Source organism: Enterobacter sp. JBIWA005 (genome assembly GCF_019968805.1).
GTDB lineage: Bacteria > Pseudomonadota > Gammaproteobacteria > Enterobacterales > Enterobacteriaceae > Enterobacter > Enterobacter vonholyi.
Window position 1 is genome coordinate 3,864,170 of the sequence record NZ_CP074159.1, and the last position, 25,037, is coordinate 3,889,206.

26 protein-coding genes and 1 other RNA gene are annotated in these 25,037 nt (G+C 56.5%); 8 read left to right on the forward strand and 19 right to left on the reverse strand.

Going from position 1 to position 25,037, the window contains the following annotated elements:
* Position 1: 1 nt before the first annotated feature.
* Together dsbC and xerD are read right to left on the reverse strand one after the other, a co-directional pair.
* Complete coding sequence (dsbC, locus tag KGP22_RS18250) at positions 2 to 715, reverse strand: bifunctional protein-disulfide isomerase/oxidoreductase DsbC (RefSeq protein ID WP_149367671.1); 714 nt, start codon at positions 713 to 715, stop codon at positions 2 to 4.
* 28 nt (positions 716 to 743) lie between these two features.
* Positions 744 to 1,640 (reverse strand): site-specific tyrosine recombinase XerD, encoded by an 897-nt coding sequence (xerD, locus tag KGP22_RS18255; RefSeq protein WP_111963202.1) that lies wholly within the window; start codon positions 1,638 to 1,640, stop codon positions 744 to 746.
* 101 nt (positions 1,641 to 1,741) lie between these two features.
* Here xerD and fldB point away from each other — a divergent pair, with 101 nt between their 5' ends.
* A complete protein-coding gene (fldB, locus tag KGP22_RS18260) occupies positions 1,742 to 2,263 on the forward strand; it encodes a flavodoxin FldB (RefSeq protein WP_008499710.1) in 522 nt (173 codons plus the stop codon).
* Positions 2,264 to 2,269: 6 nt separating this feature from the next.
* Here the strand turns inward: fldB and KGP22_RS18265 are convergent, their stop codons facing one another.
* Positions 2,270 to 2,680 carry a protein YgfX gene (locus KGP22_RS18265; RefSeq protein WP_021242050.1) on the reverse strand — a complete coding sequence of 137 codons (411 nt, stop codon included), beginning with the start codon at positions 2,678 to 2,680 and terminating at the stop codon, positions 2,270 to 2,272.
* Positions 2,661 to 2,927: an FAD assembly factor SdhE gene (sdhE, locus tag KGP22_RS18270; RefSeq protein WP_006178375.1), complete on the reverse strand. Its 267-nt coding sequence runs from the start codon at positions 2,925 to 2,927 to the stop codon at positions 2,661 to 2,663. The genes KGP22_RS18265 and sdhE overlap by 20 nt, the downstream gene beginning before the upstream one ends.
* A gap of 294 nt (positions 2,928 to 3,221) precedes the next feature.
* On the opposite strand from sdhE, the gene ygfZ reads away from it, so the two are divergent.
* A complete protein-coding gene (gene ygfZ / locus KGP22_RS18275) occupies positions 3,222 to 4,202 on the forward strand; it encodes a tRNA-modifying protein YgfZ (RefSeq protein ID WP_223580462.1) in 981 nt (326 codons plus the stop codon).
* A gap of 110 nt (positions 4,203 to 4,312) precedes the next feature.
* On the opposite strand, the gene KGP22_RS18280 is transcribed toward ygfZ, so the two are convergent.
* Together KGP22_RS18280 and yqfB are read right to left on the reverse strand one after the other, a co-directional pair.
* Complete coding sequence (locus KGP22_RS18280) at positions 4,313 to 4,972, reverse strand: hemolysin III family protein (RefSeq protein WP_127732244.1); 660 nt, start codon at positions 4,970 to 4,972, stop codon at positions 4,313 to 4,315.
* Positions 4,973 to 5,137: 165 nt separating this feature from the next.
* Positions 5,138 to 5,449: a N(4)-acetylcytidine aminohydrolase gene (yqfB, locus tag KGP22_RS18285; protein ID WP_223582476.1), complete on the reverse strand. Its 312-nt coding sequence runs from the start codon at positions 5,447 to 5,449 to the stop codon at positions 5,138 to 5,140.
* Between the two features lie 51 nt (positions 5,450 to 5,500).
* On the opposite strand from yqfB, the gene KGP22_RS18290 reads away from it, so the two are divergent.
* The gene (locus KGP22_RS18290) at positions 5,501 to 6,232 is read left to right on the forward strand and encodes a MurR/RpiR family transcriptional regulator (RefSeq protein WP_223582479.1); all 732 of its coding nucleotides are present in this window, start codon (positions 5,501 to 5,503) and stop codon (positions 6,230 to 6,232) included.
* Positions 6,233 to 6,348: 116 nt separating this feature from the next.
* Positions 6,349 to 7,782, forward strand: coding sequence for a 6-phospho-beta-glucosidase BglA (bglA, locus tag KGP22_RS18295; protein ID WP_223580463.1), 1,434 nt, complete (start codon positions 6,349 to 6,351; stop codon positions 7,780 to 7,782).
* Positions 7,783 to 7,842: 60 nt separating this feature from the next.
* Here bglA and KGP22_RS18300 read toward each other — a convergent pair whose 3' ends face one another.
* The 8 genes from KGP22_RS18300 to KGP22_RS18335 all read right to left on the reverse strand — a co-directional run bounded on the left by KGP22_RS18300 (position 7,843) and on the right by KGP22_RS18335 (position 17,874).
* Positions 7,843 to 8,586, reverse strand: coding sequence for an SDR family oxidoreductase (locus tag KGP22_RS18300; RefSeq protein WP_111963207.1), 744 nt, complete (start codon positions 8,584 to 8,586; stop codon positions 7,843 to 7,845).
* A gap of 70 nt (positions 8,587 to 8,656) precedes the next feature.
* Positions 8,657 to 11,530, reverse strand: a complete 2,874-nt coding sequence (gcvP, locus tag KGP22_RS18305; RefSeq protein WP_223580464.1) for an aminomethyl-transferring glycine dehydrogenase — start codon at positions 11,528 to 11,530, stop codon at positions 8,657 to 8,659.
* A 126-nt stretch (positions 11,531 to 11,656) separates the two neighbouring features.
* Entirely contained in the window at positions 11,657 to 12,046 is a 390-nt protein-coding gene (gcvH, locus tag KGP22_RS18310; RefSeq protein WP_008499718.1) for a glycine cleavage system protein GcvH, read from the reverse strand.
* A gap of 23 nt (positions 12,047 to 12,069) precedes the next feature.
* Positions 12,070 to 13,164 carry a glycine cleavage system aminomethyltransferase GcvT gene (gene gcvT, locus KGP22_RS18315; protein ID WP_048991676.1) on the reverse strand — a complete coding sequence of 365 codons (1,095 nt, stop codon included), beginning with the start codon at positions 13,162 to 13,164 and terminating at the stop codon, positions 12,070 to 12,072.
* A gap of 396 nt (positions 13,165 to 13,560) precedes the next feature.
* Positions 13,561 to 14,763 carry an FAD-dependent 2-octaprenylphenol hydroxylase gene (gene ubiI / locus KGP22_RS18320; RefSeq protein WP_223580465.1) on the reverse strand — a complete coding sequence of 401 codons (1,203 nt, stop codon included), beginning with the start codon at positions 14,761 to 14,763 and terminating at the stop codon, positions 13,561 to 13,563.
* 12 nt (positions 14,764 to 14,775) lie between these two features.
* The gene (gene ubiH / locus KGP22_RS18325) at positions 14,776 to 15,954 is read right to left on the reverse strand and encodes a 2-octaprenyl-6-methoxyphenyl hydroxylase (RefSeq protein WP_223580466.1); all 1,179 of its coding nucleotides are present in this window, start codon (positions 15,952 to 15,954) and stop codon (positions 14,776 to 14,778) included.
* Positions 15,951 to 17,264 carry a Xaa-Pro aminopeptidase gene (pepP, locus tag KGP22_RS18330; RefSeq protein WP_111963342.1) on the reverse strand — a complete coding sequence of 438 codons (1,314 nt, stop codon included), beginning with the start codon at positions 17,262 to 17,264 and terminating at the stop codon, positions 15,951 to 15,953. The genes ubiH and pepP overlap by 4 nt, the downstream gene beginning before the upstream one ends.
* A gap of 31 nt (positions 17,265 to 17,295) precedes the next feature.
* Positions 17,296 to 17,874: a YecA family protein gene (locus tag KGP22_RS18335; protein WP_029739212.1), complete on the reverse strand. Its 579-nt coding sequence runs from the start codon at positions 17,872 to 17,874 to the stop codon at positions 17,296 to 17,298.
* A gap of 168 nt (positions 17,875 to 18,042) precedes the next feature.
* Between KGP22_RS18335 and zapA the strand changes: the two genes are divergently transcribed.
* The 3 genes from zapA to KGP22_RS18350 all read left to right on the forward strand — a co-directional run bounded on the left by zapA (position 18,043) and on the right by KGP22_RS18350 (position 19,218).
* A complete protein-coding gene (gene zapA, locus KGP22_RS18340; RefSeq protein WP_006811891.1) occupies positions 18,043 to 18,372 on the forward strand; it encodes a cell division protein ZapA in 330 nt (109 codons plus the stop codon).
* Positions 18,373 to 18,413: 41 nt separating this feature from the next.
* Positions 18,414 to 18,597, forward strand: a non-coding RNA gene (gene ssrS, locus KGP22_RS18345) — 6S RNA.
* A 24-nt stretch (positions 18,598 to 18,621) separates the two neighbouring features.
* Positions 18,622 to 19,218 carry a 5-formyltetrahydrofolate cyclo-ligase gene (locus KGP22_RS18350; RefSeq protein WP_111963212.1) on the forward strand — a complete coding sequence of 199 codons (597 nt, stop codon included), beginning with the start codon at positions 18,622 to 18,624 and terminating at the stop codon, positions 19,216 to 19,218.
* Positions 19,219 to 19,314: 96 nt separating this feature from the next.
* Here KGP22_RS18350 and serA read toward each other — a convergent pair whose 3' ends face one another.
* Positions 19,315 to 20,547, reverse strand: coding sequence for a phosphoglycerate dehydrogenase (serA, locus tag KGP22_RS18355; RefSeq protein WP_149367664.1), 1,233 nt, complete (start codon positions 20,545 to 20,547; stop codon positions 19,315 to 19,317).
* A gap of 266 nt (positions 20,548 to 20,813) precedes the next feature.
* Positions 20,814 to 21,473 (reverse strand): ribose-5-phosphate isomerase RpiA, encoded by a 660-nt coding sequence (gene rpiA, locus KGP22_RS18360; RefSeq protein WP_003860091.1) that lies wholly within the window; start codon positions 21,471 to 21,473, stop codon positions 20,814 to 20,816.
* A gap of 127 nt (positions 21,474 to 21,600) precedes the next feature.
* Here rpiA and argP point away from each other — a divergent pair, with 127 nt between their 5' ends.
* Entirely contained in the window at positions 21,601 to 22,494 is an 894-nt protein-coding gene (argP, locus tag KGP22_RS18365; protein WP_008499727.1) for a DNA-binding transcriptional regulator ArgP, read from the forward strand.
* 43 nt (positions 22,495 to 22,537) lie between these two features.
* Here the strand turns inward: argP and KGP22_RS18370 are convergent, their stop codons facing one another.
* From KGP22_RS18370 to KGP22_RS18380, 3 genes are all read right to left on the reverse strand, one after another.
* Positions 22,538 to 23,269 carry an oxidative stress defense protein gene (locus KGP22_RS18370; RefSeq protein WP_149367663.1) on the reverse strand — a complete coding sequence of 244 codons (732 nt, stop codon included), beginning with the start codon at positions 23,267 to 23,269 and terminating at the stop codon, positions 22,538 to 22,540.
* A 91-nt stretch (positions 23,270 to 23,360) separates the two neighbouring features.
* A complete protein-coding gene (gene argO / locus KGP22_RS18375) occupies positions 23,361 to 23,996 on the reverse strand; it encodes an arginine exporter ArgO (protein WP_021242063.1) in 636 nt (211 codons plus the stop codon).
* Between the two features lie 145 nt (positions 23,997 to 24,141).
* On the reverse strand, positions 24,142 to 24,996 hold the full coding sequence (locus tag KGP22_RS18380) for a small-conductance mechanosensitive channel MscS (protein ID WP_111963216.1): 855 nt from the start codon (positions 24,994 to 24,996) through the stop codon (positions 24,142 to 24,144).
* Positions 24,997 to 25,037: the final 41 nt, after the last annotated feature.

The window sequence follows — 25,037 nt, forward strand, 5'->3', positions numbered from 1 at the left end:
ATTATTTACCACCAAACTGTTTCTGGTGCGCGTCAAGGAACTCTTTCATCTCTTTCGGTCCCTGATAGCCCGGAACGACATAGCCATTGCTCAGGACAATCGCTGGCGTCCCGCTCACGCCAAACTGCACGCCCAGCGCGTAGTGGTTAGCAATGTCGATATCGCAGGAGGCTGGCTTAACCTCTTTTCCGCTCATCGCATCATCAAAGGCTTTGTTGCGGTCTTTCGCACACCAGATGGCCTTCATGTCCTGCTCTGGCTGGCTCTGCACACCCGCGCGAGGGAAGGCAAGATAGCGCACGGTAATGCCCAGCGCGTTGTAGTCTTTCATCTCTTCATGCAGCTTGTGGCAGTAGCCGCAGGTGATGTCGGTGAAGACGGTAATGACGTGTTTTTCCTGCGCCGCCTTATAGACGATCATCTCTTTTTCGAGCGCGTTCAGGTTTTTCATCAGCAGCTGGTTGGTCACGTTGACCGGCTGCGCGCCGCTCACGTCGTACATTGGCCCCTGAATAATGTGTTTGCCGTCTTCAGTGACGTACAGCACGCCGCTGTTGGTCAGTACTGTTTTCATGCCAGCGACCGGCGCAGGCTGAATATCGCTTCCGGTGACGCCGAGCTTAGCCAGCGACTGTTTGATGGCGGCGTCGTCCGCATGGGCGAAACCAGTAAAGGAGGCTGCCAGCAGGGTGAACAGCGCGAAAGACTTTTTCATATGTGATCCTGTTACAATTCGTCGGCACTCACGCTCGAGGGTGGTGCTGTTGGTGTAGCTGCCGCAGGCGTTCCGTCGCGACATGGGTGTAAATTTGCGTCGTGGAAAGATCGCTGTGTCCCAGCAGCATCTGCACCACGCGTAAATCAGCGCCGTGGTTGAGCAGATGCGTCGCGAAGGCGTGACGCAATACGTGCGGCGAAAGCTTTTCACTGTCGATACCCGCCAGTGTGGCGTAATGCTTGATGCGATGCCAGAACGTTTGTCGCGTCATCTGCTGTGCGCGCTGGCTAGGAAACAGGACATCGATAGACACGCCGTTGAGCAACCACGGACGGCCATGCTCCAGATACGTTTCCAGCCAGTAAACCGCCTCTTCGCCCAGCGGAACCAGCCTTTCCTTATTGCCTTTACCGATGACGCGCACCACGCCCTGACGCAGGCTGATGTCGCTCATCGTCAGGCCAACCAGTTCCGAAACGCGCAGGCCGGTAGCATACAATAGCTCAAGCATGGCTTTATCGCGTAACTCCAGCGGCAGGTCAACTGCCGGTGACTGTAATAATCTCTCAACTTGCGCTTCGCTGAGATCTTTCGGCAGCCGCTGCGGGAGCTTAGGGGATGCCAGCAGCGCGCTGGGATCGTCCTGGCGAATCTTCTCACGGTAGAGATGCTGGAAAAGCCGACGCATGGCGCTGAGCAAACGCGCGGAACTGGTGGCTTTGTACCCCCCTTCTACACGTTCACCGAGCAGCGCCTGCAGGTCGTCGCTTTGCGCGCTCGCCAGCGAGAGCTGCCGACGGGCCAGCCACTCCACCAGCATGGTAAGATCGCGCCGGTAGGCGCTGAGCGTATTCTCGGCCAGGTTTTTTTCCAGCCACAGCGCGTCGAGAAACTGTTCAACGAGTGCGAGATCCTTTTCCACATCAGCCCCTTTGATTCTGCAGTCAGGCCATTATGCCTGATTGTGACCGGTTTCTGGTACACTACGCGCAAAGTCAACGCAAGAAATGAGATAGTTACGCGATGAATATTGGTCTGTTCTATGGTTCCAGCACCTGCTACACCGAAATGGCGGCAGAGAAAATTCGCGACATCATTGGCCCGGAACTGGTGACGTTGCATAACCTGAAAGATGACGCGGTCGCGCTGATGGAACAGTACGATGTACTGATCCTCGGCATCCCAACCTGGGATTTTGGTGAGATACAGGAAGACTGGGAAGCCATCTGGGATCAACTTGATTCAGTCAATCTCGACGGCAAAATCATTGCCATGTACGGCATGGGAGATCAGCTGGGTTACGGGGAGTGGTTCCTGGACGCGCTTGGCATGCTGCACGACAAACTGGCGCCGAAAGGGGTGTCGTTCATCGGCTACTGGCCAACCGAAGGTTACGAGTTCACCAGTAAAAAGCCGATTATTGCCGACGGCGAGCTGTTTGTTGGACTCGCGCTGGATGAAACCAACCAGTACGATCTCAGCGATGAGCGCCTGCAAACCTGGTGCGAGCAGATTTTGGGCGAAATGGCTGAAAAGTTTAGCTAACGCGTATTATCCCTGCGTCGTCTGTTGCAATAGCATCCGGCGCAGGTCTCGCCACTCGGCAGCATCCATACTGTCAGCCGCCAGCCAAAGATGCTGGCAACGCCCGCCGTCCACCTTGCGTAACCGTAACATCATGCCGCAGTTGAGCATCCAGGGCATACCGAGGATATCCCACTCTTTACCCTGCCAGCGCAGGCGGGAATCCATCAGTAATTTGATCTCTCCCTGACGGGCATTAATTCGACGCTGGCTGCGTACGCTGTCAAAAACGACAAACGAGAGTAACAGCAGCCACAGCGGCGTATAGCTTAACGGCCACGGCATCAGTAACACAAAGGCCGCAACCAGGCCGTGGAGCAATAAAGACATCCACTGCGAGCGCCACGAGACGCGAAGATCAGATTGCCACAGGACCACGTTCCCGATTCCGTGTTTGAATTAATTGCACCATCCGTTGCAACTCGGTATCGGCGGGTTTGCCGTGGTTCATCAGCCAGTTGAATAAATCTGGATCGTCAGACTCAAGCAGGCGAACAAACAGACGCTTATCATCGTCGCTTAAGGTGTCATACTCATATTCGAAGAAAGGCATGATGGAAATATCAAGTTCACGCATTCCGCGACGGCACGCCCAGTGAATACGGGCCTTGTTGTTAATATCCATGTTCAGTTTCCTGCATTACGTTTGGCACAGTCGATCCCCCGTTCAGTGTTCTTTATTTCTCTACGGGGACACCAGCTAGTGTAACGTGTTTTTGACCGTTTCATTACTGGAATATTGCGATCGCCGAGCAGGCTTCCCGAATAACCCCTACAAAGACAGCGGATTACATTATTTTGCGTAGCGTTACGCATAACCGGTTTAGGGCACAAATGGCCCGTTGAAAGCGCTTGCATTGCCTGCAGGCTCTTTTACCATTAGGCATTATCAAAGCGTTAAGCAATTCAGGATCTCGTTATGGCATTTACACCATTTTCTCCTCGCCAGCCCGCCGCCTCTGCGCGTCTGCCGCTGACGCTTATTTCTCTTGATGACTGGGCGCTGGCGACGCTCACCGGTGCCGACGCCGAAAAATATCTGCAGGGCCAGGTGACCGCCGACGTCAGCCAGATGACCGAACACCAGCACCTGCTGGCCGCCCATTGCGACCCAAAAGGCAAAATGTGGAGCAACCTGCGTCTGTTCCGCCGTCAGGATGGTTTTGCCTTTATTGAGCGCCGCAGCCTGCAGGAGGCCCAGCTCAAAGAGTTGAAAAAGTACGCAGTCTTTTCCAAAGTCACTATCGCCCCGGACAACGAACATGTCCTGCTGGGTGTGGCCGGCTTCCAGGCACGTGCGGCGCTGAAAAATCTCTTTAGCGAACTGCCGGATGCCGAAAAGCAGCTCGTCAGCGAAGGCGCCACCTCCATCCTGTGGTTTGAACACCCGGCAGAGCGTTTTCTGTTAGTCACGGATGCCGAAACCGCCGAGCGCATCACCGAGGCGCTGCGCGGCGAAGCGCAGCTTAACAACAGTCAGCAGTGGCTGGCGCTGAACATCGAAGCGGGTCTGCCGGTAATTGACGCAGCAAACAGCGCGCAGTTTATTCCTCAGGCAACCAACCTGCAGGCACTGGGCGGCATAAGCTTTAAAAAAGGCTGTTACACCGGCCAGGAGATGGTCGCGCGTGCAAAATTCCGCGGGGCAAACAAACGTGCGCTGTGGACACTCGCGGGACATGCCAGCCGCGTCCCTGAAGCGGGTGAAGATTTAGAGCTGAAGATGGGTGAAAACTGGCGCCGTACCGGCACCGTATTAGCCGCCGTACAGCTGGATGATGGACGTCTTCTGGTGCAGGCCGTTATGAATAATGACATGGAAGCCGACAGCGTGTTCCGCGTGCGTGACGATGCGAATACGCTGAGTATTGAGCCGCTGCCGTATTCTCTGGAAGAGTGATGCTGTATCGCCCGGTGGCGCTGCGCCTACCGGGCCTAGGGTTTTGGTGTCCTCCCTCCCCCTGTGGGAGGGGGCCGGGGTGAGGGCAACCGCCCGCACGGCGTAAAAAACTAGGCCTGCCCTACGTACAAATAGATCGCCAAAAAGTGGCATACGCTGCCGCCCAGCACAAAGCCGTGCCAGATGGCATGGTTGTAAGGAATGCGCTTGCAGACGTAGAAAATCACGCCGAGCGAGTATACCACGCCGCCTAAGGCCAGAAGCGTCACGCCCCCTATCGACAGTTTGATTGCCAGTTGATACACCACAATTAGCGACAGCCAGCCCATGGTCAGATAGGTTACCAGCGACAGCACCTTAAAGCGGTGCGCGATGGTCAGCTTAAACAGGATCCCCAGCAGTGCCAGGCTCCAGATAACAATCATCAGGCCACGCGACAGCGGCGAGTTGAGCCCCACCAGCAAAAACGGCGTGTAGGTGCCTGCAATAAGAAGATAGATAGCGCAGTGGTCAAATTTCTTGAGCCATATTTTGGCCCGCTGATGCGGGATCGCGTGATACAGCGTCGACGCCAGAAACAGCAGGATCATACTCCCGCCATACAGGCTGTAGCTGGTAATGGCCATCGCGCTGGCATTAGCGTCCACCGCCTGCACCAGCAATAACACTAAACCGACAATCCCAAACACCAGGCCAATGCCGTGGCTGATGCTGTTGGCTACTTCCTCAGCCAGCGAATATCCCTGTGCGATTAATGGTCTACTCACCATACAAAACTCCGGGAAAACAAAAGATGATTATTCATCGCATCACTATGCTAACTGAGAATGATTCCAGTGAACACATGTTAGCTAAAATAAAGTTAAACATAACGTTTCTAAATTACAATCAGACAGTTACACTTTAATTTCAGCGAACGCACGTTTCGATTTTAATTATAAACATTTAAAATCAATCACATAAAACTGGTTCTGCCTGGGGTAGATCTCTGCGATCACGCTTTTCAATTCATCCAGGGTCATGTTCTCCTGTTCAGCATGTTTTTGCGTCAATGTGTCGAACGTAACGATTGACGTCCCTGTTACTTCGATGGTGCAAAAATAACCATCATCCTCATAACGCCCCACCCGCAGGATATCGCCGGTTTTGAAATGGGATTCACTTTGATCCCGGATAGTGATGGTTTTACGCCCGGCCAGAATGTCGTCCTGAAAGCGCTGAAAAAAAGTGATGTCGTTTGGCTGCATGTTATTATTCCCTGAAGAAAAGTCTGATGAGTGAGTGTAGTCATTGTGAGCATGTTCTCCCATTCCGCCATTGCCAGTCTCAATAACCTGGAGATGATGGTCTACAACTATGTCATAAAAAATCGTGACAAAGTGATGTACATGACCATCCGCGAGCTGGCGGATGCGGCAGACGTCTCAACCACCACTATCCTGCGCTTTTGCCGCAAGCTTAACTGCGAAGGGTATTCTGAATTCCGCGTGCGCTTTAAGCTGCACCTTGAGCAGAACGAGCCCCAGCAGGCGAACTTCGGCGCCAGCGAAATAATCAGCTTTTTTAAAAGCGTGAATAATGAAGAGTTCGACGCGTTATTGGATAAGGCGGTCGATATTATTTTGTCTTCCGAGCGAATTATATTTGTCGGTGCCGGGACATCAGGCTCGCTGGCAAAATATGGCGCACGTTTCTTTTCTAATATTGGGAAATTCAGTAACCATATTGATGACCCTTATTTCCCGGTCACGAATGACATGGCAAAAAATGCGCTTGCGATTGTGCTCTCCGTCTCGGGCGAGACCGAGGAGATCCTGCGCTTCGCCAGCCAGTTCAGCCTGCATCACTGTAAGGTGCTCTCCATTACCAGCCACGAGCACTCGCGCCTGGCAAAACTGGCGGACTTTAATCTCTCCTGGCATGTTCCTCAGACGCGAATTGCGGGCGTCTACGATATAACCACGCAAATTCCCGTCATCTATATTCTGGAATCTCTCGGCCGTAAGCTGGCGAAGAAACTTACAGAATAAAACACCCTGTTTTTTTGATGTGACAAATCACATTTACCGTAAATTGTTATATCGTGACATTTAATTTCGCTTTGCTAGACTCGATGCCAATAAGTCATTTATTGAGAATAGCAGCGATGAAAAAATTGACCTTACCAAAAGATTTTTTATGGGGTGGCGCGGTTGCAGCTCATCAGGTTGAAGGCGGCTGGAACAAAGGCGGCAAAGGGCCAAGCATTTGCGACGTATTGACCGGCGGCGCACACGGCGTGCCGCGCGAAATCACGCAGGAGGTGGTGCCGGGTAAATACTACCCAAACCACGAGGCCATCGACTTCCACGGCCACTACAAAGAAGACATCAAGCTATTTGCCGAGATGGGCTTCAAGTGCTTCCGTACCTCCATTGCCTGGACGCGTATCTTCCCGAACGGTGACGAAACGCAGCCAAACGAAGAAGGGCTTAAGTTCTACGACGACATGTTCGATGAGCTGCTTAAATATAACATCGAACCGGTGATCACCCTCTCCCACTTTGAAATGCCGCTGCATCTGGTGCAGGAGTATGGTAGCTGGACCAACCGTAAAGTGGTCGATTTCTTTGTGCGCTTCGCGGAAGTGGTTTTTGAGCGCTACAAAAACAAGGTCAAATACTGGATGACCTTCAACGAAATCAATAACCAGCGCAACTGGCGCGCACCGCTGTTCGGCTACTGCTGCTCCGGTGTGGTCTACACCGAACACGAAAATCCCGAAGAGACCATGTATCAGGTGCTTCACCACCAGTTTGTGGCCAGCGCCCTGGCGGTGAAAGCCGCGCGCCGCATCAATCCGGAGATGAAAGTCGGCTGCATGCTGGCGATGGTGGCGCTCTATCCATTCTCCTGCAAACCGGAAGACGTGATGTTCGCCCAGGAGTCCATGCGCGAGCGCTACGTCTTTACCGACGTCCAGCTGCGCGGCTACTACCCGTCCTACGTGCTGAACGAGTGGGAGCGCCGCGGGTTCTCCATCAAAATGGAGGCAGGCGACGAGCAGATCCTGCGCGAAGGCACCTGCGACTACCTGGGCTTCAGCTACTACATGACCAACGCGGTGAAGGCGGAAGGCGGTACCGGCGATGCCATTTCGGGTTTCGAAGGCAGCGTGCCGAACCCGCACGTTAAGGCTTCCGACTGGGGCTGGCAGATTGACCCTGTAGGGTTACGCTATTCCCTGTGCGAACTGTACGAGCGTTACCAGAAACCGCTGTTTATCGTTGAAAACGGGTTCGGCGCCTACGACAAGGTTGAAGAAGACGGCAGCATCAACGATGACTATCGTATCGACTATCTGCGTGCCCACGTGGAAGAGATGATCAAAGCCGTTACCCACGATGGCGTGGATCTGATGGGCTATACGCCATGGGGCTGTATCGACTGCGTGTCGTTCACCACCGGCCAGTACAGCAAACGCTACGGCTTTATCTACGTTAACAAGCACGACGACGGCACGGGCGACATGTCGCGTTCCCGCAAGAAGAGCTTCGAGTGGTATAAAGGCGTGATTGCCAGCAACGGCGAGAAACTTTAACGCCGGGCGCCGTTACGCTTGATCCCCTCTCCCCTTTGGGGAGAGGGTTAGGTTAGGGATTTACTTCCCACCCGCCAGCTCAATAAAGCTCCCCGTCACGTAAGACGCCTTCTCGCTCAGCAGCCAGACAATCGCCTGGGCGACCTCTTCCGGCTGGCCGCCGCGCTGCATCGGCAGCAACGATTTCACGCGATCCACTCGCCCCGGCTCTCCGCCGGAAGCATGGATATCGGTATAGATCAGACCCGGACGGACGCAGTTGACGCGAATGCCCTGCGCCGCTACCTCCAGCGATAAACCCGTTGTCAGCGAATCCACCGCCCCCTTGGACGCGGCATAATCCACATATTCACCCGGCGCGCCCAGACGCGACGCTGCAGAAGAGACATTCACTATCGCCCCACCCTTGCCGCCATGCCTGAAGGACATTCGTTTTACCGCTTCCCGGCAGCAGAGGAAGTAGCCCGTGACGTTGGTCGCCAGGACGCGGTTAATGCGCTCGGCGGAGAGATTTTCGATGGTGGATTGCTCAAACAGAATTCCCGCATTATTGACCAGCGCGGTAAGCGGCTCGCCTTCACGATCGATGCTGTCAAACATCGCCAGCACCTGAGCTTCATCACTGATATCTGCGCGGACGGCAAAGGCTTTACCGCCAGCTTCAACGATCTGGTTTATCACGTCCGTCGCGGCTTTAATATTGTGATGATAGTTCACCGCCACGGTGTAGCCTTCGCGTGCCAGCTGGAGTGCGGTGGCTTTCCCAATGCCCCGGCTGCCGCCGGTCACAAGTGCAATGCCCATTTTCTTCTCCCAATAAAAAAGCCGGGTGGCGGCTTCGCCTTACCCGGCCTGGATTACTGCACCTGCGCGATTACTGGTATTCGCTCATCGGCACGCAGGAGCAGAACAGGTTACGGTCGCCGTAAACGTCATCGAGACGCTTCACGGTAGGCCAGTATTTGTTCGCCACGCCTGCCGGGAAGACCGCCAGCTCGCGGGAATAACCGTGGTTCCACTCAGCCACCATCTCGTGCTGGGTGTGCGGAGCGTTGACCAGCGGGTTATCTTCCAGCGTCCACTCGCCGTCCTGCACGCGGTCGATCTCCATGCGGATGGCCAGCATCGCGTCGATAAAGCGGTCCAGCTCTGCTTTGCTTTCAGACTCCGTTGGCTCAACCATCAGCGTACCCGCAACCGGGAACGACATGGTTGGCGCGTGGAAGCCGTAGTCGATCAGACGCTTGGCGATATCCAGCTCGCTAATGCCGGTCTGCTCTTTCAGCGGACGAATATCGAGGATGCACTCGTGCGCCACGCGGCCGTCGCGGCCGGTATAGAGCACGGGGAAGGCGGACTTCAGGCGAGTCGCAATATAGTTAGCGTTCAGAATTGCCACCTGGCTCGCCTGCTTCAGCCCTTCCGCGCCCATCATGCGAATGTACATCCAACTGATTGGCAGGATAGAGGCGCTACCGAACGGTGCCGCAGAGACCGCGCCCTGACGGGTCAGCATGCCTTCAATCTGCACCACGCTGTGGCCCGGTACAAACGGCGCCAGGTGCGCTTTCACGCCGATAGGACCCATGCCTGGGCCGCCACCGCCGTGCGGGATGCAGAAGGTTTTGTGCAGGTTCAGGTGCGACACGTCCGCGCCGATAAAGCCCGGAGAGGTAATGCCCACCTGAGCGTTCATGTTTGCGCCGTCGAGATAAACCTGACCGCCGAACTGGTGCACCACTTCGCACACTTCACGGATAGTCTCTTCGTACACGCCGTGGGTGGACGGATAGGTCACCATGATGCAGGAGAGCTTGTCGCCCGCCTGCTCGGCTTTCGCGCGCAGGTCGACCAGATCGATGTTGCCGTTCTTATCGCACGCCACCACAACCACTTCCATACCCGCCATCTGGGCAGAGGCCGGGTTGGTACCGTGGGCGGAGCTTGGGATCAGGCAGATATCGCGGTGGCCTTCGTTGCGGCTTTCGTGATAGTGACGGATTGCCAGCAGGCCCGCATATTCACCCTGCGCGCCGGAGTTCGGCTGCATGCAGAGCGCGTCATAACCGGTCAGCTTCACCAGCCAGTCGGAAAGCTGGTTGATCATCATATGATAACCTTCTGCCTGCTCCGGCGGGCAGAACGGGTGCAGCTCGGAGAATTCAGGCCAGGTGATCGGGATCATCTCTGCTGCAGCATTCAGCTTCATGGTGCAGGATCCCAGCGGGATCATCGCCTGGTTCAGCGCCAGATCCTTGCGCTCCAGAGAGTGCATGTAACGCATCATCTCGGTTTCGCTGTGGTAGCGATTGAAGACCGGATGCGTCAGGATCGCATCATTACGCAGCATGCTGTCCTGAATGGAGCGGCTGTCGAGCGCGACCTCTTTGTCGAGCGCGTCAATGTCCAGACCGTGCGCGTCACCCAGCAGCACGCTGAACAGGTTCAGGATATCGTCGCGGGTGGTGCTTTCATCAAGCGTAATGCCGACGGCGTTGTGGATGTCGCTGCGCAGGTTGATCTTTGCCGCGTCCGCGCGGGCCAGCACGGCCGCTTTGTCCGCCACGTCCACGCACAGGGTGTCGAAGTAGTGGGTATGGCGCAGCTTAAGACCTTTTTGCTGCAGGCCGCAGGCCAGGATATCGGCCAGGCGGTGAATGCGGCTGGCAATGCGTTTCAGGCCAGCCGGGCCGTGGAACACGGCGTACAGGCTGGCGATGTTAGCCAGCAGCACCTGTGAGGTACAGATGTTGGAGTTCGCTTTTTCGCGGCGGATATGCTGCTCGCGGGTCTGCATCGCCATGCGCAGCGCGGTGTTACCGGCAGCGTCTTTGGAGACGCCGATAATACGGCCAGGCATGGAACGTTTGAATTCATCTTTCGCGCCGAAGAACGCCGCGTGCGGGCCGCCGTAGCCCATCGGTACGCCGAAGCGTTGCGCAGAGCCGAATACGATATCCGCGCCCTGTTTGCCCGGTGCCGTCAGCAGCACCAGCGCCATAAAATCGGCGGCAACGCTAACAACCACCTTGCGGGATTTCAGCTCGGCAATCAGCGCGCCGTAGTCGTGAACTTCGCCGGTGGTGCCCACCTGCTGCAGCAGAACGCCGAAAACGTCCTGATGATCCAGCACTTTGTTAGCGTCATCGACGATTACGTCAAAGCCGAAGGTTTCCGCACGGGTGCGCACCACGTCCAGCGTCTGAGGATGCACGTCCGCCGCGACGAAGAAGCGGTTGGCATTTTTCAGCTTACTCACTCGCTTAGCCATCGCCATCGCTTCGGCGGCGGCGGTCGCTTCATCCAGCAGAGAAGCGGAGGCGATATCCATGCCGGTCAAGTCCAGCGTCACCTGCTGGAAGTTCAGCAGTGCTTCCAGGCGGCCCTGGGAGACTTCTGGCTGATAGGGGGTGTAAGCGGTGTACCAGCCCGGGTTTTCCAGCATGTTGCGCAGGATAACCGGCGGTAACTGCACGTTGGTATAGCCCATGCCAATGTAAGACTTATAGCGCTTGTTCAGGCCGGCGATGGCCTTCAGCTCCGCCAGCGCGGCGAATTCCGTGGTGGCTTCCCCCACCTGAGGCGGCGTGGCAAGCTGGATGTCTTTTGGCACAATCTGGCCGATCAGTGCGTTTAATGAATCCGCGCCAACCGTCTTCAGCATCTCCTGCTGTTGCTGAGCATCCGGCCCAATGTGACGTTCGATGAAGGCGCCACGGTTTTCAAGCTGGCTTAAAGTCTGTGTCATGAGCGATGGTTCCTGAAACGTGCAGTGAATGTGTTTTCTCCCTCTCCCTGAGGGAGAGGGCTGGGGTGAGGGTGTCGTCTGTTCCCCTCACCCTACCCTCTCCGCAAAGGGGAGAGGGATAATGGCTTACTCGTCTTCTAACAGTGCTTCGTACGCGGTCGCATCCAGCAGCGCGGCAACCTGGGATTCGTCGCTGGCTTTGATCTTGAAGATCCAGCCGCCTTCATAAGGCTCGCTGTTGACCAGTTCCGGCGAATCGCTCAGCGCATCGTTGACGGCGACAATCTCACCGCTTACAGGGGCATAGATGTCAGATGCTGCTTTTACGGACTCCGCCACGGCGCAGTCGTCGCCCGCGCTAACGGTCGTGCCCACGTCAGGCAGGTCAACAAACACCATGTCGCCCAGCAGCTCTTGCGCGTGCTCGGTGATCCCTACGGTGTAAGTGCCGTCCGCCTCTTTGCGCAGCCACTCGTGTTCTTTACTGTATTTCAGTTCTGCTGGCACATTGCTCATTGAAGTTCTCCTGATAAAAATAGTTAGGCGACCGGCTTACCGGCGCGAACAAAAATCGGTTTGGTCACGTTGACCGGCATTTCGCGGTTGCGGATTTGCACCACAGCCGTTTCGCCAATGCCCGCCGGCACGCGTGCCAGTGCAATACTGTAGCCCAGCGTCGGGGAGAAGGTACCGCTGGTGATCACGCCTTCGCGAGGATTGCCGTCAGCATCGGTAAAGCGCACCGGCAGTTCACCGCGCAGCACGCCCTTCTCGGTCATCACCAGACCCACCAGCTGTTCAGTACCCTTCTCGCGCTGCATCTCCAGCGCTTCACGGCCAATAAAGTCACGGTCAGCCGGTTCCCAGGCGATGGTCCAGCCCATGTTGGCGGCCAGCGGAGAGACGCCTTCATCCATCTCCTGACCGTAGAGGTTCATTCCCGCTTCCAGACGCAGCGTATCGCGCGCGCCCAGACCCGCAGGCTTCACACCCGCTTCCACCAGCGCACGCCAGAAATCAGCGGCCTTCTCGTTTGGCATCGCAATTTCATAGCCCGCTTCACCGGTGTAGCCGGTGGTGGCGATAAACAGATCGCCCGCCTGCACGCCGAAGAACGGCTTCATGCCAGCGGTGGCTTTGCGCTGCTCGTCGTTAAACAGAGAGGCGGCTTTCGCCTGCGCGTTCGGCCCCTGCACGGCGATCAGCGACAGATCGTCACGGACGGTGATGTCGATGGCATAAGGTTCGGCGTGTTGGGTGATCCAGGAGAGGTCTTTTTCGCGGGTGGCGGAGTTTACAACGAGGCGGAAGAAATCTTCAGTGAAGTAATAAACGATAAGGTCATCAATCACGCCGCCCGAGGCATTCAGCATGCCGGTATAGAGCGCTTTGCCCGGCGTCTTCAGTTTGGCGACGTCGTTTGCCAGCAGATAACGCAAAAACTCCCGGGTGCGGCTACCGCGCAGATCGACAATCGTCATATGGGACACGTCGAACATACCGGCATCGGTGCGCACCGCGTGGTGCTCATCAATCTGAGAGCCGTAGTGCAGCGGCATCATCCAGCCATGGAAGTCCACCATGCGGGCGCCGCATAACACGTGTTGTTCGTACAAAGGAGTCTGTTGAGCCATCTTGTCCTCGTTGAAAAATTCACCGTGAAACCCGGTATCGGCCCCGCGTTCGGGCACCGACGCAAACGTTCTCTTTTACCTGAACTTACCACCGAAACCGGCGGTTAACCATAAGGCAAAATGGGTCATCACATTAGCTTATGACCAAAAAACGCTAAAAAGCCTACAGAGTTATTCACTGGAAAAATGCGATTAACCCCGCACAAAATTAACAATGCTCTAACAGGATTTAGCACATGGTGATATTTCGTGCGGAAAATCGGGCCGAATTTCCGTAACGAGAAAAATGCGACATTAGATTATCTAATGCGAAAAATGACGTGAAATTAGAATATTTCAAACGAGGGATTTCCCCGGCGCAGAGGCCGGGAAAAGAAAGTGTGACAGGGGTCTAAATTAACGCAGCCAGTCCGGCAGGTCGTTAAGACCCATCGCCTGACGGAGGAGTTGGGGCTTAACGCCCGGAAGGGTGTCAGCAAGCTTGAGGCCAATATCGCGCAGCAGTTTTTTCGCCGGATTCGCTCCGGCAAACAGCTCGCGGAAGCCCTGCATGCCAGCCAGCATCATCGCCGCGCTGTGCTTGCGGCTGCGCTCGTAGCGGCGCAGGTAGAGATGCTGGCCGATATCTTTGCCTTCGCGATGCAGGCGACGCAGCTCCTCAACCAGCTCCGCCGCGTCCATAAAGCCGAGGTTAACGCCCTGTCCGGCCAGGGGATGAATGGTATGCGCCGCATCCCCCACCAGCGCCAGACGGTGCGCCGCAAACTGACGCGCGTAGCGGCCGGTTAACGGGAATACCTGACGCTCGCTTTCAAGCGTGCACAGGCCAAGGCGGTTATCAAAGGCCACGCACAGCGCCTGGTTGAAGGCCTCCGGCGTCGCCTCATGCATCTGCTGGGCTTTTTCCGGCACCAGGGACCAGACAATCGAGCACAGGTGCGGGTCGCTAAGCGGCAGGAACGCCAGAATGCCGTCGTTGTGGAAAATCTGGCGCGCCACGCCGCCGTGCGGCTCTTCGGTACGGATCGTCGCGACCAGCGCGTGATGACGATAGTCCCAGAAGGTCAGCGGGATGTCGGCTTTATTCCGCAGCCAGGAGTTCGCACCGTCAGCACCGACCACCAGACGCGCGGTCAGCATGTCGCCGCTCTGCAGGGTGATAAATGCCTCGTTTTCGCCCCATGCCACCTGCTGGATCTGCGCAGGCGCAATCAGCGTCACGTCGCTGCACTGCTGTGCTTTCTGCCACAGCGCGTGGTGGATCACCGCGTTTTCAACGATGTGCCCCAGATGGCTATAGCCCATGCTTTCATCATCAAAAGCAATATGACCAAAGCTGTCCTTATCCCACACTTCCATGCCGTGATAGCAGCTGGCACGGTGCGCCACAATATCTGCCCAGACGCCAAGGTGCGTCAGCAGCTTTTCGCTGGCCGCATTGATCGCCGAGACGCGGAGTTCCGGCGGCGCATCCGGCGCAACGGGCTGGGGCTGATTTTGCTCCAGCACCGCCACGCGCAGGCCGCTGCCCTGTAATCCACAGGCCAATGCCAGTCCGACCATTCCGCCGCCAACGATGGCGACATCAACATTTTGCACGATGATAACTCCTTAACGCGCGACCCAACCCAGGGTCCGCTGCGCCAGCACGTCACGTGCCGGAATGAATAGTTCCATCGCCATCAGCCCGAGGTTGCGGCCCGCAACCAGCGGTGCCCAGCGATTGGCAAAAAGATGGACCAGGCCATCGGTCACACCGATGGTGGCCTCTTTATCCGCCTGGCGGCGCTTCTGGTAATGACTCAGCACCGAATACGCCCCGCAGTCTTTTTGCTCGCCCCACGCCTGCGCCAGTGATTCGGCCAGGCTCATGACGTCGCGTAAGCCCAGGTTAAAGCCTTGCCCCGCGATGGGGTGAAGCGTCTGTGCGGCATTACCGACAAGCGCCAGACGATGGGAGACAGACTGAGACGCCGTGGTCAGCGAAAGCGGGTAGACCGTCCGCTTGCCTGCATGGGTAATACGCCCCAGCCGCCAGCCAAAGGCTTTCTGCAGCTCGGTACAAAAACGTTCGTCGGACCAGCCCTTAACCTCTTCCGCCTTATCCTGAGGATGACACCACACCAGGGAACAGCGCCCGTCCGACATCGGCAGCATCGCCAGCGGACCATGCTGCGTAAAGCGTTCAAACGCCCTGCCGTGGTGTTCAGCTGCGGTAGAGACGTTCGCAATGACCGCCACCTGCCCGTAAGGCTGCTGGCGCCACTCCACGCCACACTGGCTGCCGAGCGACGAGCGCGAACCGTCCGCGGCGACCAGAAGCTGGCCTTCAAGAACGGTGCCGTTTTCCAGCGTCACGCTAACCGACGCCTCACTACGGCTCACGCTGGCCACGCGCGCCGGACAATGCAGCGTGACGCCCGGCGCGTCCTGGAGCAGGCGGAACAGTCGCAATCCGACGTCGTGCAGCTCAACGACCTGACCCAGGGCATCAATCCGGTAATCCTGCGCGTCCAGCGTGACAAAGCCTGCATGTCCGCGATCGCTGACGTGAACGGTCCCGATCGCCGTAGCACGGTCGGCAATCACCTGCCAGATCCCAATGCGGGAAAGCTGCTGGCAGGTGCCCTGCGCCAGCGCAATGGCGCGCGCATCAAAACCGGGGTGGTTTGACGCCTCTGGCGCAACGGCTTCCACCAGGTGCACCGGAAGCTGGCCCTGCGTCATATGCGAAATGGCCAGCGCCAGCGTGGCCCCGGTCATGCCGCCGCCCACGATAATCACGCTCATGCGCGTGCCGCTGCCATCAGCGCCTCGATATCGTCAGCGTTTTTCACGACGCTGGCGGTCAGGTTTTCGTTACCGGTTTCGGTAATCACGATATCGTCTTCAATACGAATGCCAATCCCGCGGTATTCTTCTGGCACGTCGGCATCCGGCGCGATATACAGGCCCGGCTCCACGGTTAACACCATGCCCGGCTCCAGCACGCGCGAACGGTCGGTGCCGTACGCGCCAACGTCATGCACGTCCAGCCCCAGCCAGTGGCTCAGGCCGTGCATGAAATACGGTCGATGCGCGTTTTCAGCAATCAGGGTGTCTACATCCCCTTTCAGGATCCCAAGCCTGACCAGACCGGTAATCATGATGCGCACCACTTCGCCGGTCACTTCCTGCATGGAGGTACCGGGACGATACAGCCTGAGCGCCGTATCAAGGGATTCGAGAACAATGTCGTAAATGGCGCGCTGTGCCGGTGAGAACTTACCGTTCACAGGGAAGGTACGGGTGATGTCCCCCGCATAGCCCTGATATTCGCAACCGGCGTCAATCAGCACCAGATCGCCGTCGCGCAGCGCGCTTTCGTTCTCGGTGTAGTGCAGAATGCAGCCGTTTTCCCCGCCGCCGACAATGGTGTTGTAAGAGGGATAGCGCGCGCCGTGGCGGTTAAATTCGTGGTGAATTTCGCCTTCCAGCTGGTATTCGAACATCCCGGGACGGCATTTCTCCATCGCGCGGGTGTGCGCCAGGGCGCTGATTTCGCCCGCACGGCGCATCACGTTAAGCTCCTCTTCAGACTTGAACAGGCGCATCTCATGCACCACCGGACGCCAGTCCGTCAGCGTGGCCGGTGCGGACAGGTTCTGGCGCGAGCCTTTGCGCAGCTTATCCAGCGCGGTGAAAACAATCTCATCGGCGTACGCATATTCGCCCTGCGCGTGATAGAGCACGTCGAGGCCGTTAAGCAGCTGATAGAGCTGCTGGTTGATTTCGCTAAACGCCAGCGCGCGGTCAACGCCCAGCTTCGCCGGTGCGGCCTCTTGCCCCAGGCGGCGGCCAAACCAGATTTCAGCAGTTAAGTCTCGTACGCGGTTGAAAATCACGCTGTGGTTGTGGGTGTCATTGCTCTTAATCAGCACCAGCACCGCTTCCGGCTCGTTAAAGCCGGTGAAGTACCAGAAATCGCTGCTCTGGCGATAGGGATATTCGCTGTCGGCGCTGCGCGTCACTTCGGGCGCAGCAAAAATTAGCGCGGCGCTGCCCGGCTGCATTTTCGCCAGCAGCGCCTGACGGCGGCGCGAATACTCTTGACTCGAGATAACCATGACACCCTCCTGTGCGTTATTTTTCTTAATGTAAGGTTGGCTTGCGGACTTCCGGCGCGGTCGGCTGTGAGCGCGTAAAGTTGTCGTGGCACAGCAGTGCCGCCACGCGCACGTACTCGATGATCTCTTCGAGAGACATTTCCAGCTCTTCCTGATCTTCGTCTTCATCGTAGCCGAGCTGAGCGATATTACGCAGATCGTCGATCGCCTCACCCGCTTCGCCGGTCACTTTATCAAGTTTAGGCTGCGTCACGCCCAGCCCCAGCAGATAGTGGTTTACCCAGCCAGCCAGCGCATCGGCGCGATCGAACACGCTAACGTCGTCGCCTTCAGGCAGATAAAGCTGAAAAAGGAAGCCATCGTCTTCCAGAGAATCGCTGGTGGCGGCGTGCATTTTACGCAGCGCTTCCGCCAGCTCGTGACCAAACGCCAGTCCTTCATTCGTGAGGTCGTGGATCAGCGGCTGCCATGAGCTGTCGCTGTTTCCGCCGCACAGCATGCCACTGATCAGACCGTGCATTTCGGCAGGGGTTAAACCGACTCCCTGCTGGTTCAGTAACTGGTTTAAATCCTTGTAACCAGGCATTTCGTTCTGTATAGACATGAGCATTCGTCGTCAAAGGGGGGAAGTTTCATGATATGCTACCACTTTGGACCCTGGTGATACCAGAAAAGGGCTTGTATCTTCACATCAGGGTAGCTATAGTGTCGCCCCTTCGCAGCCCCCGGGGCCGTAAGCGAAGGCAGCGCAGTCAATCAGCAGGAAGGTGGCATGTCTGCACAACCCGTCGATCTCCAGATTTTTGGCCGTTCACTGCGAGTGAATTGTCCGCCTGAACAAAGGGATGCTTTGAATCAGGCTGCGGACGATTTGAATCAGCGGTTGCAAGATCTAAAAGAACGCACTAGAGTCACAAATACTGAGCAGCTGGTTTTCATCGCCGCGTTGAACATCAGCTATGAACTGACTCAGGAAAAAGCGAAGACCCGCGACTACGCGGCAAGCATGGAGCAGCGCATTAAAATGCTCCAGCAGACCATAGAACAGGCATTGCTTGATCAAGGTCGCAATCCCGAAAGACCGGGACCCAAGTTTGAATAACACTTCTCAGTTGACTATGGTAGAGTAACTGTGAAGACAAAATTTCTCTGAGATGTTCGCAAGCGGGCCAGTCCCCTGAGCCGATATTTCATACCACAAGAATGTGGCGCTCCATGGTTGGTGAGCATGCTCGGTCCGTCCGAGAAGCCTTAAAACTATGACGACACATTCACCTTGAACCAAGGGTTCAAGGGTTACAGCCTGCGGCGGCATCTCGGAGATTCCCTCTCTTTTCTTCTACCGACTACCATGACTCAATTCCCTGAAGTTTCTGCTTCACGCCAGGACATCCGTCAGCTAATTCGTCAGCGCCGCCGTGCGTTAACCTCCGATCAGCAAGCGCATTTTGCCCAGCAGGCCGCCGCCCGTATGATGGCGTATCCCCCTGTCTTGATGGCGCATACCGTTGCGCTGTTTTTGTCGTTTGACGGCGAGCTGGACACCCAACCGCTGATAGAGCAACTCTGGCGCGCCGGGAAGAAGGTCTATCTGCCGGTACTGCACCCGTTTAGCGAGGGGAATCTGCTGTTTCTGCACTACCATCCGCACAGCGAGCTGGTAGTGAATCGCCTGAAAATCACCGAACCGAAACTCGACGTGCGCGACGTGCTGCCGCTGTCACAGCTGGATGTACTGATCACGCCGCTGGTGGCGTTTGATGAACAGGGCCAGCGTTTAGGGATGGGCGGCGGTTTTTATGACCGGACGCTGCAAAACTGGCAGCAGTACGGGTTGCAGCCGGTGGGCTATGCGCATGATTGTCAGGGCGTGGAGGCGTTACCGGTGGAGAAATGGGATGTGCCGTTGCCGGCGGTGGTGACGCCCAGCAAAATCTGGGTCTGGTAGAATAAAGCCGGGTGGCGCTTACGCTTACCCGGCCTACAAATGCTCAGAGTAGGTCGGGTAAGGCGCAGCCGCCACCCGACACCACAAACCGCACTATCAGTACAGCAGACGCGCGCGAATCGTCCCCGGAATGGCCTTCATGCTCAGCAGCGCTTTCTCGGCCACATCATCATCCGCTTCGATATCAATAACCACGTAGCCCATCTGCGAGTTCGTCTGCAGATACTGCGCGGCAATGTTGACGCCCTGCTCGGCAAAGATCTGGTTGATCGCGGTCAGCACGCCTGGACGGTTTTCGTGGATGTGCAGCAGACGACGACCACCGTGCAGCGGCAGAGACACTTCCGGGAAGTTCACGGCAGAGAGCGTAGAACCGTTGTCGGAGTATTTGCTCAGTTTACCCGCCACTTCCAGACCGATGTTCTCCTGCGCTTCCTGGGTGGAACCGCCAATGTGAGGCGTCAGGATCACGTTGTCGAACTCGCACAGCGGAGAGGTAAACGGATCGCTGTTGGTCGCAGGCTCCGTCGGGAAGACGTCGATGGCGGCGCCCGCCAGATGCTTACGCTTCAGCGCATCGCACAGCGCAGGGATATCGACAACCGTGCCGCGCGCGGCGTTAATCAGCAGTGAGCCCGGCTTCATCAGCGCCAGCTCTTCCGCGCCCATCATGTTTTTGGTGGACGCATTTTCCGGCACGTGCAGGCTCACCACGTCACTCATGTTCAGCAGGTCAGACAGGTGTTGAACCTGGGTGGCATTGCCCAGCGGCAGCTTGCTTTCGATATCGTAAAAAAAGACATGCATACCGAGAGATTCCGCCAGAATCCCCAGTTGGGTACCGATGTGGCCGTAGCCGATAATCCCCAGCTTTTTACCACGCGCTTCATATGAGCCAGACGCCAGTTTGTTCCACACGCCGCGGTGCGCCTTGGCGTTAGCTTCAGGAATGCCGCGCAGCAGAAGCAGCAGTTCGCCAATCACCAGCTCCGCCACGGAACGGGTGTTAGAGAACGGGGCATTGAAGACGGGAATACCGCGTTTCGCGGCAGCATTCAGGTCAACCTGGTTGGTACCAATGCAGAAGCAGCCGATAGCCACCAGCTTTTCCGCCGCGGCAATAACCTCTTCAGTCAGGTGAGTACGGGATCGCAGGCCAATGAAGTGGGCATCACGGATGGACGCTTTCAGCTCTTCGGTATCGAGCGCGCCTTTGTGAAATTCGATGTTGGTGTAACCTGCCGCACGAAGGCTATCGATTGCTTTTTGATGTACGCCCTCGACCAGCAGGAATTTAATCTTGTCTTTCTCCAGTGATACCTTTGCCATTTACCCGACCCTGTTTTTGTCTGAACTGATGTTGTGCTGGATATGAATCCGCCGTAGCCAACATATCAAAAAAAACTATTGCAGCAATATGAACGTTTGCGTCGGCACTCTGAAGAAAAGTCATACAGAGCAAAATGTCAGAGGAAAATGCTATGGAAATTTACAAACGCGGCAGGATCGGCAAAAGAGGCGTAAAAACGTGACACAAGTCACCGAATTTAGCTTTTCAAAAATTTTTTAGCGGGGGGAGGACTCCCCCCATCAGATCATTTTACGATGGTTTTCACGCCGTCAGCGGTGCCGATCAGCGCCACATCCGCGCCACGGTTGGCGAATAGCCCTACGGTCACTACGCCCGGAATGCCGTTGATGGCATTTTCCAGCGCAATCGCGTCAAGAATTTCCAGACCGTGAACGTCGAGGATCACGTTACCATTGTCGGTGACTACACCCTGACGGTATTCCGGACGACCGCCAAGCTTCACCAGCTGACGGGCAACCGCGCTACGGGCCATTGGGATCACTTCGACCGGCAGCGGGAAATTACCCAGAATGTCGACCTGCTTGGAGGCGTCCGCGATGCAGATAAACTTGTCCGCAACGGAGGCGATGATTTTTTCGCGTGTTAGCGCCGCGCCGCCGCCTTTGATCATCTGCATGTGGCCGTTGATTTCATCCGCGCCGTCAACGTAAATCCCCAGACGATCCACTTCATTGAGATCGAAAACGGTAATGCCGAGGCTTTTCAGCTTTTCCGTGGAAGCATCAGAGCTGGAAACCGCGCCCTCGATTTGCCCCTTCATCGTGCCCAGCGCATCGATAAAGTGTGCCGCGGTTGATCCCGTACCGACACCGACAATGGTACCCGGCTGTACGTACTGGAGAGCGGCCCATCCTACTGCTTTTTTCAGTTCATCCTGCGTCATGATCGTTTTGCCTGTGGTGTGAAAACTCAGGGCGCATTATAGAACACGTCGAATGGAATTCGTCTGCCACAAAGGGAAAATTGTGTCATAGTGCAGAATAAGCAAAATTAAGGAGTCAGCCAGAGCAATGAAACGTCCGGACTACAGAACACTACAGGCACTTGATGCAGTTATTCGTGAACGAGGTTTTGAGCGCGCGGCGCAAAAGCTTTGCATCACCCAGTCCGCCGTATCACAGCGTATAAAACAGCTTGAAAACATGTTCGGCCAGCCGCTGCTGGTGCGTACCGTGCCGCCACGTCCAACCGAGCAAGGGCAAAAACTCCTCGCCCTGCTGCGCCAGGTTGAATTGCTGGAAGACGAGTGGCTGGGTGACGAACAAACGGGCTCTACGCCGCTGCTGCTCTCTCTGGCGGTCAACGCCGACAGTCTGGCAACCTGGCTGCTGCCGGCTCTTGCGCCGGTATTAGCAGATTCCCCTATCCGCCTGAACTTACAGGTTGAAGATGAAACCCGAACCCAGGAGCGCCTGCGTCGCGGTGAAGTGGTTGGGGCCGTCAGTATTCAGCCTCAGGCGCTGCCAAGCTGTCTTGTCGATCAGCTGGGCGCACTGGACTACCTGTTTGTGGGGTCAAAAGCCTTTGCCGAGCGCTACTTCCCCAACGGCGTCACCCGCGCCGCGCTGCTGAAAGCCCCTGCCGTGGCGTTCGACCATCTGGACGATATGCATCAGGCGTTCCTGCAGCAAAACTTCGATCTGCCGCCTGGCAGCGTGCCGTGCCATATCGTCAACTCGTCTGAAGCCTTCGTGCAGCTTGCGCGCCAGGGCACCACCTGCTGCATGATCCCGCACCTGCAGATTGAGAAAGAGTTGAAAAGCGGTGAGCTGATTGACCTGACGCCGGGGCTGTATCAGCGCCGGATGCTCTACTGGCACCGTTTTGCGCCGGAAAGCCGTATGATGCGCAACGTCACCGACGCGCTGCTGGCATACGGGCATAAGGTGTTGAGACAGGATTAAAAAGAAAAGCCGGGTGGCAGCTACGCCTTACCCGGCCTACAGATTACTGAGCAGGTTTCGGCTGTGCTGGAACTGGTTCCAGCTGGAAGACCACATCGACCTGATCGTCGAACTGAATAGTTGGCTGCTCGTAAGTTTCCTGAGCGGACACCGGGGCTGCATCAGCCTTCATCATACGAACCATCGGGCTTGGCTGGTAGTTAGAGACGTGGTAACGCACGCTATAAACCGGGCCGAGCTTGCTCTTAAAGCCAGAAGCCAGCTGTTCCGCCTGGTGAATGGCATCATCAATAGCCGCTTTACGCGCTTCGTCTTTGTATTTCTCCGGTTGCGCAACGCCCAGCGACACGGAACGAATTTCGTTGAGACCCGCCTTCAGCGCACCGTCCAGCAGCGAGTTAAGCTTATCCAGCTGACGCACGGTCACTTCAACGGTACGCACGGCGCGGTAGCCCTTCAGGATGCTTTTACCATTCTGGTAGTCGTAATCGGGTTGAGTACGCAGGTTAGCGGAGTTGATATCTTTTTTACCGACACCGTTCTGCTCGAGGAAAGAGAGATATTGCGCAACGCGATCGTCAGCCTGCTTCTTAGCCGTCGCCGCATCTTTCGCCGCCACATTCACCTCAATTGCCAGGGTTGCAACATCGGGTACCGCGTCCACGCTTGCGGTGCCTGAAGTGACGATGTGCGGGCCATCCGGCAGTTCACTTGCCTGCACCGACACCGCCCCAAAACTTACTAATGCCGCCAGGGCCATCACCTTAAACTTCACTGTTATTCCTCCATGTTGCGAAGAGTGCCCATTAACAGGGCGCATGCCAGCAAGCTTAGCGGGTCTTATTCAGTTGTCCATAAGACAAGGATTAGTTGAACAATTCCTGAACGTGATGAATCCCCTCTTTCGCCAGCTGGAAAGCGATAAACCACATCACCAGGCCGACCAGGGTATTAATGATGCGCTGGGCTTTGGCCGTACGAAGGCGGGGCGCCAGCCATGCCGCCAGAATGGCGAGACCGAAGAACCAGAGGAACGAGGCGCTGACCGTACCGAGCGCAAACCACCGTTTCGGCTCAACGTCCAGCTGTCCGCCCAGGCTGCCCAGCACCACAAAGGTGTCGAGATAAACATGCGGATTAAGCCAGGTGACCGCCAGCATGGTGACGATAATCTTCCAGCGGCCCTGCTTCATGACCTCCGCGCTCGCCAGCTCGAGGTTGCTGCTCATCGCCGTTTTCAGGGCACCAAAACCGTACCAGAGCAGAAACGCCACGCCGCCCCAGGTAACCAGCGCCAGCAGCCACGGAGACTGCATCAGCAGCGCGCTGCCGCCAAAAATCCCGGCGCAGATCAGTAGCAAATCGCTTACCGCGCACAGCAGGGCAATCATCAGATGGTACTGGCGGCGGATGCCCTGATTCATCACGAACGCATTTTGCGGTCCGAGCGGAAGGATCATGGCCGCGCCTAAGGCAAGCCCTTGAAAATAATAAGATAGCATGACGATTTTCTCGCAGTGTTGTTCTGGAGGCTGACTATACTGCGCGAATCACATTAGAGGAAATGGATAATATTAATTGGGTATTAGCGGAGCTTATGAAAGCAAAGCCCGGTGGCGCGAGCGCCTACCGGGCCTACGGGTGACGTTATTCTGCTTCTTTGACTTTTTTGACGTTTACGTCCATCTGCGGATACGGGAAGCTGATGCCGTTGGCGTCGAAGTCGCGCTTAATGCGTTCCAGCACGTCCCAGTACACGTTTTGCAGATCGCTGCTTTTGCTCCAGATGCGCACCACAAAGTTAATGGAGGAAGCACCGAGTTCGTTCAGGCGAACCGTCTGCTCTTTGTCTTTCAGAATGCGATCGTCTGAAGCAATGATATTAGTAATCAGCGACTTCACCTGATCGATGTCGGAGTCGTATGCCACGCTGATAATCAGTTCGTTACGACGCACCGGTTCACGGGAGAAGTTAATAATGTTGCCTGCAATGATTTTTCCGTTCGGCACGACCACGATGCGGCCATCCACGGTACGCATGGTCGTAGAGAAAATCTGCACCTGCAGCACGGTTCCGGCAATGCCGCCCAGGTCAACGTATTCGCCGGAGCGGAACGGACGGAAGGTTACCAGCAGCACGCCTGCCGCCAGGTTTGAAAGCGAGCCCTGCAGCGCCAGACCAATGGCCAGGCCGGCGGCACCGAGAACGGCGATGACGGAGGCGGTCTGCACGCCCACACGGCCCAGCGCCGCAATCAGCGTAAAGGCGATAACGCCGTAGCGCACCAGTGCGGAGAGGAAGTCAGCCACCGTGGCGTCAATGTGACGGGCCAGCATCACGCGGTTAACCGCGTTCGATACGATACGCGCCACGATCATCCCGACGATGATGATGGCAATCGCCGCGACAATGTTCACGGCATAGCTCAGCAATAGCGCCTGGTTGCGTACCAGCCAGTTACCGGCGTTATTGATGCTGTCTACAACATCGAGTTGTTCCATTTATTCTTCCTTTTGTTAAACCAAAACACAAAATCCATCCC